The organism is Telmatospirillum siberiense (assembly GCF_002845745.1).
GTDB classification, from domain to species: Bacteria; Pseudomonadota; Alphaproteobacteria; order Rhodospirillales; family Magnetospirillaceae; genus Telmatospirillum; species Telmatospirillum siberiense.
Genome location: NZ_PIUM01000012.1, coordinates 89437 through 101763, shown reverse-complemented (window position 1 = coordinate 101763; position 12327 = coordinate 89437). Strand labels below are relative to the sequence as shown.

Below are 12327 nucleotides of genomic sequence, written 5' to 3'. Positions count from 1 at the left end.
ACGGCGGTTGTTATGATGCCGGCCGCTGTCCCTCAAGGAAACCGTTTCCCCGATGAGCACTCCGGCACAGAAAGCGTCCGATCTCCTGAAGACGGGCGTCCAGCATCTTCAGTCGGGACGGCTGACCCGGGCTGAACAGTGTTTCCGCAAGCTGCTCAAGCTGGACCCCGGACATGTCGACGGGCTGGCCATGCTGGGCGCGGCCGAGAACATGAGCGGCCGCCACGACCATGCCGCCGGCCTGCTGGAACGGGCCCTGGACCGCAATCCCCAACATCTGGGCGCGATCTACAATCTGGGGGTCGCCCGCCAGGCCCAGGGCCGGCCGGACGCCGCCCTGACGCTTTTCGACAAGGCCGCGGTCCTGGCTCCCCGCTTTTTCGAAGCCGCCTTCAACCGCGCGGTGACGTTGCAGAGCCTGGAGCGCCACGAAGAGGCCGAGACCCGGCTCCGGGAGGTAGCCGCGACCTGGCCGGGCGTCGCCGAAGTGCACAATCAGATGGGCAGCCTGTTGATCGCCGGCGAACGCTGGACCGAGGCCGAGGCGTCCCTGCGCGAGGCGCTGCGGCTGCGCGCCGGTTTCGCCGGGGCATGGAACAACCTCGGCGTGGCGTTGCGCGGCCAGGGCCGCACGGAGGAGGCCGCCCAGGCCTTCGCCCGCGCGATCGAAGCCGAGCCCGATTCCGCGGGAGCGCGGCGCAACCTGGCCCGCGCGCTTTTCGATCTGGAGCGGGTGGAAGACGGCCTGAGCGAGCTTGCCGAGCTGGCCGATCGCCACCCGAAGGATGGCGCCGTCCTGGCCGAACTGGGCGCGGCTCTGCTCGCCGCCAACCGGTTGACGGACGCACAGACCGCGCTGCGGCGGGCCATCGACCATGGCGGCGCCACCGCGCCGGTGTACCGCGACCTCGGACGGACGCTCACCTTGCAGCAGAAACTTGCCGAGGCGGAGGAGGTCTTGCGTCGGGCCGTCGCACTGTCGGGCGAAGATGCGGACCTCTGCTGCGCGCTGGCCGACGTGGAGCTGCGCACCGGCCGCCCGTCCCAAGCGCTGGAGCGTCTGCGCGGGATGCTGACGCTCCGGCCGGACCTGCCGGCCGTCCACGCCGGCCAGGGCGCCGCCCTGCAAGCGTTGGGGGACCATGAGGCGGCCCTGACGGCCTTCGCCGAGGCGGCACGGCTGGCGCCCGACGACCTGGGCATCGTCTCCGCCGTCCTGTTCACCCTGTGCTACCATGACGGAACCACCCTGGCCCGCTTCGCCGAGGCCGGCCGTCGCGTGCAAGCGACCCTGGGAGAGGCACCCCGCCTGGCGCCGGCCGAACCCCTTTCGCCGCTCAGCCGGCCTTTACGGATCGGCTATGTCTCCCCCGATCTCTGCCGGCATTCGGTATCCCATTTCCTGCTGCCGCTTCTGGAAAACCACGACCGGGAGGCGGTGCGGATTCACCTCTATTCCGACGTGGTCCAGCCCGACGCGGTCACCGGCCGCTGCGCGGCCCTTGCCGATGTCTGGAAAGACACCGCCGTTATCGGCGACGAGCGCCTGGCCCGCATCATCGCCGCCGACGGCATCGACATCCTGGTCGACCTGGCCGGCCACACCACGGACAACCGTCTCGGACTGTTCAACCGCAAGCCCGCCCCGGTGCAGGTCTCCTGGCTGGGTTACGGTGCGACGAGCGGCGTTGCCGCCATCGATTATTATCTGTGCGACGATGTCCTGCTGGCGCCGGACAGCGCCGAATGGTTCGCCGAGACGCCATGGCGTCTGCCCCGCTGTTCCTTCGCCTTCGAGCCCCTGACCGACGCCCCGGACTGCGCGCCGCCGCCGGCGCTGCGCGAGGGACGGATCACCTTCGGCTCCTTCAACAACGGCGCGAAAATCACCGCCGCCACGGTGCGGCTGTGGTCGTCGGTCTTGCGAGCCGTTCCCGATAGCCGCCTGCTGCTGAAAACCCGGCAACTGGCCGATTCCCGGCTCCGCGACCGTCTGCTGGCGGCCTTCGCGGCCGAGGGAATCGGGAGCGGTCGTCTGTCGTTCCGCACCCACTCAGCCGGATCGGAAAGCCACCTGGCCGCCTATGGGGAGATCGATATCGCCCTCGATACCAGCCCCTACAACGGAGCCACCACCACCTGCGAGGCCTTGTACATGGGGGTACCGGTGATCAGCCTGGCGACGGATCGTCTGGTCGGCCGCTATGGCGCCTCGATCCTCGCCGCGATCGGCCTCGGCGATCTGGTGGCGTCAGACGCGACCGGCTTCACCGACGCGGCTCGGACCCTGGCCGCCGACATCAGCGGTCTGGCCGAATTGCGAAACGGCCTGCGCCCGCGTTTCCTGGCATCCCCGCTGGGCGACGGCGCCGGCCTGGCCCGAGCCATGGAAGAGGCTTTCCGGGACATGTGGCGCCGTGATCGGGGCTAATACCAAGTCTCGATGAGGATGACTCATCGAGACTTGGTCTGGCGCGATTAGCGCGCCCGCGCCATCGTTGGCGCGAAGCCCAGGGTTTCGGAGAAACCCGCCCGGCGATTGAGGGCTCGGTGATCGGTTCCGATCACCGAGATCTGGGCTGAACCCATCTCAGCCCCGGTGGCGTCGGCTCAGTAGGTATAGAATATCTTCTGAATGGCCTTGCTGTCCGTGGTCCGGGTCAGGGCCAGCATCAGCAGGATGCGGGCCTTTTGCGGATTCAGGGTATCGGAGGCGACGAAGTCGAGCTCGTCGTCGTTGGCTTCGCCGTTACGGGCGATGATGCCGTTGCCGACGCGCGACGAACGGACGATCAGCACACCCTTCTTGCGGGCCTCGATCAGGGCCGGCTTGACCGTGTTGGCCAGACTGCCGTCGCCGACGCCGGCATGGATGATTCCCTTGGCGCCGGCCGCGACGAAGGCGTTGAGCGCGGTCGGGTCCATGTTGGCGTAACCATAGACGATGTCGACACGGGGCAGGCTATCGAGACCCGAGATGTCGAATTCGGTATCCGCCGTGTTCTTGCGGGTCGACTGCCGGTAGAAGTGCGGCTTGTTGTCCTGGATATAGCCCAGGAAGCCCAGTTCTGGCGTGCGGAAGGTATCAAGCGACGAGGTGTTGGTCTTGGTCACTTCGCGGCCGGCGTTGATCTGGTCGTTCAGACAGACCAGCACGCCCTTGCCCACTGACTCTTCGGCACCGGCCAGGATGACGGCGTTGTAGAGGTTGATCGGCCCGTCGGCGCTGATCGCCGTCGAGGGACGCATGGCGCCGACGATCACCACCGGCTTCTTGCTCTTGACCACCAGATCGAGGAAATAGGCCGTTTCCTCGATGGTGTCGGTGCCATGGGTGATGACGATGCCGTCGACATCGTTCTGGGCCAGCAGCGTATTGACCCGTTTGGCCAGCTTCAGCCAATACTCGTTGTTCATATTCTCGCTGGCGATCTGGAAGACCTGTTCGCCTTTGACATTGGCGACCTTCTTCAGTTCGGGCACCGCCTCGATCAATGCGTCGACGCCGACCTTGGCGGCGGTATAGCCGACGGTCGTGGTGCTGCTGGCTCCCGTTCCGGCGATGGTGCCGCCGGTGGCCAGAATCGTCACATTGGGCAAGGCGCCGGGTTCGCGGGCCTGGGCGGACGGTCCGAAGGAGAACAGGACGAGGCCGATGGCCATGGTCAGGCAGGTGCGCTTGAAATGAAATTGCATTCTTCCTCCATATCTCCTCGAACGGAGACGCTGGGCGTGGACTGGCTTTCCCATGTCCGGAGACAAGGAGGGGCCAGCATAGCCCGCCCGGTCACAACCGACAATTGTCCTGCCCGGAGTTATCGCTGAGGCGCGGCGCCGGATTTGAAAAGCGTCAAATTCGTCCCCCATCCCCGCGAAAGCACTGGCGGATTCATCCGTTTTCCCTTCGCCCCCTTGTGGGATAGGGGAGTTGAAAACATCATGAATGTCCTATAATCGTATTTATCTGATTGGCCGGCGCCGATATCTTTTGGCTTATTTGCTGTGGAATATTGTCGGAAATGGACGAAAACACCGGACTAATTCCTGCTTTGATAAAAATGGATCGCGTCCTGGAGTTTATTAAGGCAAATAGGCAGGAAAGTTTTATTCGTATCCACAAGGAACTTAATCTTCCGAAAAGCAGCCTCTATTCTCTGCTCAAGACCCTTGTGTCATTAAAGCTTTTACGACTTGACGCCAGCGGGATGTACAGTTTGGGGTTGCGCCTATACGAATTGGGCAATGTCGCGATTTCCCATCTGGACGTCAAAAGAGAAAGCCTGTCCGAGCTTTATCAATTGCGGCAGGTGACCAACCTCACCTGCCATCTCGGCGTCCTGGATGGAAACGAGGCGATCTATCTCGCCAAATTGGAGAGCCCCAGCGTTCTCAGCGTCAAGACCTGGGAAGGCAAGCGTTTGTCGCTTCACAGCTCGGCGGTCGGCAAGGCCCTGTTGTCGGACCATGGCGAGGCGGAAATCGACGCCATTTTTCCGTCCCCCGCGCTGCCCACCTTCACCCGGAACACGGTGCCCAGCGTCGTGCGGCTGAAAGAGGAGTTGCGGACGGTGCGACAACGGGGATGGGCCTTCGACGACGAGGAGGAACTGGAAAACATCCGTTGCGTGGCGGCGCCGATACGCGATGTGCATGGAGAGGTGGTCGCCGCCGTCAGCGTCGTCGGCCTCAAATTTCAAATCCCGGACGAGCGGGTGGAAACCCTGGCGGGACAGGTCATCGAGATCTGCACCAATGTCTCGAAAAAATTGGGATTCGAACCGGGCGCGACAGCTCTTTCCCGATGACCCTTCCCGCCACTCCCAGCGAGTCGCCGGAACACGAATAAACGCGGACAGGACTGTTCCGCGAACATTCCCCGATCCTTCAACCGATACCACCCCGCGCCGGGCTTGACCTCGTCGCGGGGTGCCCCTGCACGGGCGCGCTCGCGCGCCGCCCTTACCCCCGTTGCCTCGCGGCCTCGCCCATCGACGAAATGCAAAAGACGTTGAGATGTTGGGGGTCTCTGTGTAATCTGTATATGGAACTAAGGTTCCGTATATGGAACCAACATCGTTTGCGGGCAATCCCATGGCGATGCGGAACGACGAGAGTGACGATCCCTGTTGTGCTGCTGAAGTGACCACGCCAATAACCGCCACAACAAGAATATAGTTTGCAGGAGGAGACCTAAAATGAGTTGGAGAAGCCGGAAAATATTGGAAAAACCGGACTGGTCATTCAATAGATCTGTTTTTAAAACAGTTGGCTATTCCGACAACGATCTTGACAGACCGATTATCGGCATCGCCAATGCATGGAGTGACCTTGTTCCCGGCCACGAAAATCTTCGAAAAGTTGCCGATTTTGTCCGCAAGGGCATCTATCGCGCCGGCGGCAGCGTGGCGGAATTCGGCGTTATCGGCGCCTGCGACGGCACCGCCCAGGGTCACGCGGGCATGCATTTCATCCTGCCGTCACGAGATCTGATCGCCAACGATGTCGAGGTGATGGTCGAGGCGCATCGGCTGGACGGAATCGTCCTGCTCGGCTCTTGCGACAAAATCGTCCCCGGCATGTTGATGGCCGCCGCCAGGCTGAGTGTTCCGGCAATTTTTCTACCCGGCGGCCCGATGTTGGGCGGAACCGAGTTCGATGGCCGCAAGTCCGACCTGACCACCATGTCCGAGGGGTTGGGCATGCTGAAAAGCAAGCGGATCGACGAGCCGACCTACAATCGGCTGGAAGAAACCTGTGGTCCGTGCAGCGGGTCCTGCGCCTTCTATGGAACCGCCAACACCATGTGTTGCCTGGCCGAGGCGATGGGCATGTCGCTGCCGGGCGCCGCCCTGGTGCCGGCGGTGTACGCCGAGCGGTTCCGCCTGGCCGAAGCGACCGGCAAGGCTATCGTCGATCTGGTCGTTCAGTCGGATTTCCGCCAGATCATCACGCGCCAGTCGCTTGAGAACGCGGTTCGCGTGCTGATGGCGACCGGCGGGTCGACCAATGCGGTGCTGCACCTTTCGGCCATTGCGGCCGAAATCGGTATCGACGCCGACGCCATGATGCGGATCTACGCACGGTTCAGCGAAAACACTCCACAGATCGCCAAGGTCAATCCGGCCTCGAAATACGACATGGAGGACTTTTACCTGGCCGGCGGAATCCCGCGCGTGATGAACGAGATGCGCTCCTTGCTCAATCTCGACAGCCTCACCGTGAGCGGCCGGACTGTGGCGGAGAATCTCGGTCCGGAACTGGGGGCTTCGCCGCGCGGCACCGAGATCATCAGCACGATCGAAAAACCGTTCAGCAAGCTGAAGGGGCTGGCGATCCTGAGGGGCAATCTGGCGCCCGACACGGGCGTCACCAAACCGGCGGCGATTGATCCCGCGATGCATGTCTTCACCGGAACCGCCAAGGTCTTCAACTCCGAGGAGGAGGCGGAGAAAGCCATTCTCGGCGGCCTCATTCAAGAGGGCGATGTCGTCGTCATCCGCTACGAGGGACCGAAGGGCGGCCCCGGCATGCGCGAAATGTACAAGGCGATGAAATATCTTTACGGCATGGGCTTGGCGAAGAAGACGGCGCTGATCACCGACGGCCGCTTCTCCGGCACCAACAATGGCTGTTTCGTCGGCCATATTTCCCCGGAAGCGGCCGAGGGCGGGCCGATCGCCGTCGTCGAAGATGGCGACAAGATCGTCATCGATATTCCCAACAACGCGCTTCGCCTTTGCGTCGACGATGCCGTTCTGGCCGAGCGCTTCAAGTCGTGGCGGAAGCCGGAACCCAAATTCACCAAGGGATATCTTGGACTGTATTCCCGCCTGGCCAGTTCCGCCGACAAGGGCGCCGTCATGGCTCTGAAATAGAGCGGTTTGCGAGCATGCCGGATCATTTCCCTCCGCCGTCGCCACCGGATCGAGCCCGGTGGCGACGGGAGCTGAATTGGCTCGGCCGGATGATCAACAATCCTAGTTAAAAAATAAATAATATTTTTGAAATGGGAGAATGAGGAATGTCTGCTGCCCCATATGATTGCGAGAAAGATGTCATCAGGAAGGTCTCGCTACGACTTATACCGTTTCTAGTCTTTTCCTATATCTTGTGTTTTGTCGATCGGGTGAATCTTGGATTTGCCGCCCTGACGATGAATAAGGAGTTCGGGTTTTCTCCAACCATTTTTGGTTGGGGCGCGGGCATTTTGTTCGTCGGCTATTTCTTCTTCGGCGTCCCCAGCAATCTGGGTCTGAACAAATATGGGGCGAGACGCTGGATCGCCGGCATCATGATCCTTTGGGGGCTGGTTTCCGCCAGCATGGTTCTCATCCAGGGAACGGCGAGTTTCTTTGCCGTCCGTTTTCTGCTCGGCGCCGCCGAAGCGGGATTTTTTCCCGGCATCATCCTTTACCTGACCTTCTGGTTTCCCGCCCAATACCGGGGACGCATCGTATCGCGTTTCATGTTTGCCCAGCCGATCGCCTTGACGCTGGGTTCCGCAGTGTCGGGATGGCTTCTCGAGATGGATGGGGTGATGGGGGTGGCCGGCTGGAAATGGCTGTTCATCCTTGAAGGAATTCCCTCCAGCCTCGTCGGCGTGATCGCGCTGTTCTATTTGACCGACCTGCCCTTCAAGGCGATGTGGCTCAAACCCGAGGAACGCGCGTGGCTGCAAGGCGAACTCGACAAGGAACGGCGTTCGGTCGAGTCGGCCGGGCCGAAATACAGCCTGTGGGAGACCATGACCAATACCCGCGTGCTGCTGTTGTGCCTGATCTATGTCTGCATGGTGATCGGCGTCTACGGCGTGAACATGTGGCTGCCGCAAATCGTCAAGTCGTTCGGCAATGCCGGCGCCGGCCAGATCGGCGTGGTCGCCGCCATCCCATTTTTCGCCGCGTCGATCGGCATGCTGCTGATCGGCATGAGCTCCGATAAATTCCAGGAGCGGAAGTGGCATGTCACCGTTTCGACACTGGTGGCCGGTTGCGCGCTGGTGGCCAGCGCCTTCACCCAGCAGAATCAGGTACTGACGATCCTGCTGTTGTCGATCAGCAGTATCGGCATGTATGGCTGCATGCCGATCTTCTGGACGATTCCGCCGACCTTTCTGACCGGCACCGCGGTTGCCGCCGGAATCGGGTTCATCAACGCCATCGGAAACCTCGGCGGTTTCCTGGGCCCCTTCCTCGTTGGCTACATCAAGGAATCGACCGGCTCCTTCATCAGCGGACTGTTGTTCATGGGCGGCTGCACCGTTGTCGGCAGTCTCCTGGTCTATGTCGTCTGCAAGCGCGCCGAATCGTCGGCGGCGAACATGGCGCAAGCCGTCGAGGCCAAGGTCTGACGCTCCGGGATATCGATCCCGTCCGTCATTGCGGGCGAAAGCGAAGCAATCCGGTCACAGAAGACCAATCCTTTGGATTGCTTCGCCTCTCGGCTCGCGATGACTGGGCGGACAAGAAAGCGTTCGATGCTGGGCGGTCCCGGCAGAACACAAAAAAGATAAGGTGCGAAAGTGAATAAGATTTACCTCCAAGACGTTACGCTGCGCGACGGCATGCACGCGGTCCGCCACCAATATGGCCTGGACGACGTTCTCAAGATCGCCAAGGCCCTCGACCGGGCCCGGGTGGACGCGATCGAGATCTGTCATGGCGACGGATTGGCCGGATCGAGTTTCAATTACGGCTTTGGCCGCCATGACGACCTGGAATGGCTGCATGCGGTGGCCGGCGTTCTGACCCATGCGAAACTCACCGCATTGCTCATTCCCGGCATCGGCACCGTTCACGACCTGCGTCACGCTCGCGACGCCGGGGTCGCAAGCGTGCGCATCGCCACGCATTGCACCGAAGCCGACGTTTCCTGTCAGCATATCCAGGCGGCCCGCGAGATGGGGATGGATGTCTCGGGATTCCTGATGATGGCGCATATGGCCAATCCGCAGAAACTGGCCGAACAGGCCCGCCTGATGGAAAGCTATGGCGCCCATTGCGTTTACGTCACCGACAGCGCCGGAGCGCTGACCATGTCGGGGATGAGCGATCGGGTCCGGGCGGTGCGCGACGCCCTGCGGCCGGAAACCCAGATCGGCGTTCATGCGCACCACAATTTGACGCTCAGCGTCGCCAACAGCGTGGCCGCCGTCGAACAGGGCGCATTCCGGGTCGACGCTTCGCTGGCCGGCATGGGGGCCGGGGCTGGCAATACGCCGATCGAAGCCTTCGTCGCGGTGGCCGAACGGCTGGGGTGGGATCTCGACTATGACCTGTACGGCCTGATGGATGCGGCGGACAACCTGGTGCGCCCACTTCAGGATCGTCCGGTACGGGTCGATCGCGAAACCCTGTCCGTCGGTTATGCCGGGGTTTATTCCAGCTTTCTCCGCCATGCCGAAAAGGCGTCGCAAACCTATGGCGTCGACGTGCGATCGATCCTGGTCGAGCTGGGGCGACGCAAGATGGTCGGCGGTCAGGAGGACATGATCGTCGATGTGGCGCTCGATCTCGTTTCCGCCGCGGCGAAGTGAGCATCGCCATCCGTCCATCTTCGTCGTTTCGTCGGGAGAAAACATATGAACAGCAAAGTGAAAGTCGCGATCATCGGATCGGGCAACATCGGCATGGATCTGATGATGAAGATCATGCGCCACGGACAACGCCTGGAAATGGGCGCCCTGGTCGGGATCGACCCCAAATCGGAAGGATTGGCCCGAGCCGATCGTCTCGGCATTGCCACCACGGTCGATGGTCTGGAGGGCTTGCGTCGCATGCCCATATATCGCGATATCGGCATCGTCTTCGACGCCACCTCCGCCAAAGCGCATGAGGCCCATGCGAAGATCCTGCGCCAGGATGGCAAGAGCGCCATCGATCTGACCCCCGCCGCGGTCGGTCCCTATGTGGTGCCTTCGGTCAATCTCGATCAGCATGTCGGGAGCGACAACGTCAATATGGTGACCTGCGGCGGACAGGCGACGATTCCCATCGTCGCAGCCATCTCGCGGGTCGCCCCGGTCGCCTACGCCGAAATCGTCGCCTCGATCGCCTCGAAATCGGCCGGACCGGGAACACGCGCCAATATCGACGAATTCACCGAGACCACGTCGCGGGCCATCGAAACGGTGGGCGGGGCGAAACGCGGCAAGGCGATCATCATTCTCAACCCGGCCGAACCGCCGCTGATGATGCGCGATACCGTTTTTTGCCTGGCGCAAAGCGATGATCGCCGTGCGATAGAGGACTCTATCGCCGCCATGGTGGCCTCCGTCCAGGCCTATGTGCCGGGGTACCGGCTGAAACAGGCCGTGCAGTTCGAAACCATTCCCGCCGAATCACCGATCCGGCTGGCCGGCGGGGCCAAAACGGTCAGCGGGCTGAAAGTCACCGTTTTCCTGGAGGTCGAAGGGGCCGCCCATTATCTGCCCGCCTATGCCGGAAATCTCGACATCATGACGCATGCCGCCTTGCGTACGGCGGAACGGATGGCCGAACGGCACGCCAAAGCCGCGTGAGGAACGGAGAGTTTAACCCAGGGCACCGAACTCAGGTTTCGAACACGTTGCCCTGGGGTCATGCGGTTCCGGTTGCTTTCGGCGACGATCCGGGGGCATCTTCGGGGTTTCGTCCCTTAAAGCCCCCTATCCGGACATGACCCCATGCGCGGCACCTCGATCAGGCAGGGCATCGCCGGCTTCGTCGGATTACTGTTGAGCGGCACGGGCTGGAGCGCGGCGGCGGCGCCCTCGGCTTGCGACGCCCTGGCCGCCTCCATCGCCAGCCAGCCGGCGGGGCCGGTCTTCCTGGCCAGCTATCCCACCGCCGCAGAGGGACCGCTGCATGGCGCGGCCTTCCTTTACGACAACGCCGCGGCGGCCATCGCCCTCGTCGGCTGCGGACGGACCGGGGAGGCGCGGCGGATCGGCGACGCCATTCTTCTCGCCCTCGACAACGATCGTTTCTGGCATGACGGCCGATTGCGCAACGCCTATGCGGCGGGAGCCGCCGACGCGAAGCCGCTGAAGCTTTCCGGCTGGTGGGATCCCGCCCGGGGACAGTGGCTGGAGGATCGCTATCAGGTCGGCAGCGATGTCGGAAACATGGCCTGGGCCATGCTGGCCCTGCTGGCCCTCGACCGAGATGGCGCCGGGGCCGCCTATGCCGCCGGCGCGGAACGGATCGGCCGCTGGGTCGCCGGGATGCGCGACGAGCGGGGCGGCGGAGGCTACACCGGAGGCACCTTCGGGCATGAACCCTCACCCGAGGCGCTGCGCTGGAAATCGACGGAACACAATACCGATCTGGCCGCGGCCTTCACCCGCCTGGAGGAGAGCACCGGCAGGGCCATGTGGCGTGAGCGGGCGGAACAGGCGAATGCCTTCGTGCGCAGCATGTGGGACGGGAAATGCGGCTGTTTCGCCGCAGGCACCGGGGAAGACGGCGTCACCCGCAATCCCATCCTGGCGCTGGACGCGCAAGTCTGGCCGTTGCTGGCCCTCGCCGGGGGGAATCGGCGCTACGCCGCCGCCGTCCCCACCGTCGAGGGGCGTCTTTCGGTGCAAAACGGCTTCGCCTACGGCGAGGCCAGGGACGGCATCTGGACGGAAGGCACGGCGCAGATGGCCCTGCTCTATTCCCTGAGCGGCCGCGACACCCGGGCGATCTTCGGCGCCATCGGCACCCTGCGAGCGCCGGATGGATACTTTTATGCCACCAACACGCAGGCCCTGCCGACCGGCTTCATGCTGCAGACCGATCCGACGAAGCCTCGTCTCTATTACCGGCTGCCCCATCTGGGAGCGACGGCCTGGATCGCCCTGGCCGAACGCCGCTTCAATCCCTTCACCGGAACGACGGCCCTCCCCCCGGCCCCCGCTCAACCCTGAGGGGGAGATCCGAGGAGACGCTTGGAAGGGACGAGCGGCGTTTTATCCCCGAGCGTCAGGTCTCCGCCCTCGCCGGGGGCGCCCCGGCTGCCGGGGCGGCTTTCGGCCGGGCCGCCAGAACATGGTCCCAAAGATGACGCTCCGTCACCGATTTACTGAAGGAATCGGCCGCGACGACCAAAACGCCGAGCGGTCCCAACAGGATGCGGGCGCCCAATCCGACGACCACATGGGCCGCGCCGTCGACGAATCGGCCATCCATCAGCAGGCTCGTTCCCGGCAACAACGCTTCACCGACAAGTTTGACCCCATTCGTAAGCTGTTCCGTCGAGTCGGGCATTCTGCGCTCCTCATTCTGATCCGGGGAAAATCATAGCCGAGAGCGGCTCTGGGAAACTAACGTAAAAGTAGTATATGCGATACGTTATACAATTAAT

Annotated in this window: 9 protein-coding genes and 1 pseudogene; 8 read left to right on the top strand and 2 right to left on the bottom strand. The window is 62.8% G+C overall.

Going from position 1 to position 12327, the window contains the following annotated elements; genetic code table 11:
- Positions 1-52: 52 nt before the first annotated feature.
- The gene (locus CWS72_RS12180) at positions 53-2431 is read left to right on the top strand and encodes a tetratricopeptide repeat protein (protein ID WP_101250882.1); all 2379 of its coding nucleotides are present in this window, start codon (positions 53-55) and stop codon (positions 2429-2431) included.
- A gap of 179 nt (positions 2432-2610) precedes the next feature.
- Here the strand turns inward: CWS72_RS12180 and CWS72_RS12175 are convergent, their stop codons facing one another.
- Positions 2611-3696 carry a type II asparaginase gene (locus CWS72_RS12175; protein ID WP_101250881.1) on the bottom strand — a complete coding sequence of 362 codons (1086 nt, stop codon included), beginning with the start codon at positions 3694-3696 and terminating at the stop codon, positions 2611-2613.
- A gap of 323 nt (positions 3697-4019) precedes the next feature.
- Here CWS72_RS12175 and CWS72_RS28800 point away from each other — a divergent pair.
- From CWS72_RS28800 to CWS72_RS12145, 7 genes and pseudogenes are all read left to right on the top strand, one after another.
- Positions 4020-4184 (top strand): annotated as a pseudogene (locus CWS72_RS28800) (helix-turn-helix domain-containing protein); the annotation flags it as partial.
- Between the two features lie 30 nt (positions 4185-4214).
- Positions 4215-4805: an IclR family transcriptional regulator gene (locus CWS72_RS12170; protein WP_241911701.1), complete on the top strand. Its 591-nt coding sequence runs from the start codon at positions 4215-4217 to the stop codon at positions 4803-4805.
- 390 nt (positions 4806-5195) lie between these two features.
- Positions 5196-6875 carry a dihydroxy-acid dehydratase gene (ilvD, locus tag CWS72_RS12165; RefSeq protein WP_101250879.1) on the top strand — a complete coding sequence of 560 codons (1680 nt, stop codon included), beginning with the start codon at positions 5196-5198 and terminating at the stop codon, positions 6873-6875.
- 146 nt (positions 6876-7021) lie between these two features.
- Positions 7022-8350, top strand: coding sequence for an MFS transporter (locus tag CWS72_RS12160; protein WP_101250878.1), 1329 nt, complete (start codon positions 7022-7024; stop codon positions 8348-8350).
- A 171-nt stretch (positions 8351-8521) separates the two neighbouring features.
- Positions 8522-9535: a 4-hydroxy-2-oxovalerate aldolase gene (gene dmpG, locus CWS72_RS12155; RefSeq protein WP_101250877.1), complete on the top strand. Its 1014-nt coding sequence runs from the start codon at positions 8522-8524 to the stop codon at positions 9533-9535.
- Positions 9536-9580: 45 nt separating this feature from the next.
- Positions 9581-10519, top strand: coding sequence for an acetaldehyde dehydrogenase (acetylating) (locus tag CWS72_RS12150; RefSeq protein ID WP_101250876.1), 939 nt, complete (start codon positions 9581-9583; stop codon positions 10517-10519).
- 144 nt (positions 10520-10663) lie between these two features.
- Positions 10664-11890, top strand: coding sequence for a hypothetical protein (locus tag CWS72_RS12145; protein WP_199175657.1), 1227 nt, complete (start codon positions 10664-10666; stop codon positions 11888-11890).
- A 55-nt stretch (positions 11891-11945) separates the two neighbouring features.
- Here CWS72_RS12145 and CWS72_RS12140 read toward each other — a convergent pair whose 3' ends face one another.
- The gene (locus CWS72_RS12140) at positions 11946-12230 is read right to left on the bottom strand and encodes a DUF6072 family protein (protein WP_199175656.1); all 285 of its coding nucleotides are present in this window, start codon (positions 12228-12230) and stop codon (positions 11946-11948) included.
- Positions 12231-12327: the final 97 nt, after the last annotated feature.

Excerpts from the sequence above, each read along its gene's own strand:
- CWS72_RS12180 (WP_101250882.1), top strand. The coding sequence starts at position 53 with ATGAGCACTCCGGCACAGAAAGCGTCCGATCTCCTGAAGACGGGCGTC.
- CWS72_RS12150 (WP_101250876.1), top strand. The coding sequence starts at position 9,581 with ATGAACAGCAAAGTGAAAGTCGCGATCATCGGATCGGGCAACATCGGC.
- CWS72_RS12145 (WP_199175657.1), top strand. The coding sequence starts at position 10,664 with ATGCGCGGCACCTCGATCAGGCAGGGCATCGCCGGCTTCGTCGGATTA.
- CWS72_RS12160 (WP_101250878.1), top strand. The coding sequence starts at position 7,022 with ATGTCTGCTGCCCCATATGATTGCGAGAAAGATGTCATCAGGAAGGTC.
- ilvD (WP_101250879.1), top strand. The coding sequence starts at position 5,196 with ATGAGTTGGAGAAGCCGGAAAATATTGGAAAAACCGGACTGGTCATTC.
- CWS72_RS12175 (WP_101250881.1), bottom strand. The coding sequence starts at position 3,696 with ATGCAATTTCATTTCAAGCGCACCTGCCTGACCATGGCCATCGGCCTC.
- CWS72_RS12140 (WP_199175656.1), bottom strand. The coding sequence starts at position 12,230 with ATGCCCGACTCGACGGAACAGCTTACGAATGGGGTCAAACTTGTCGGT.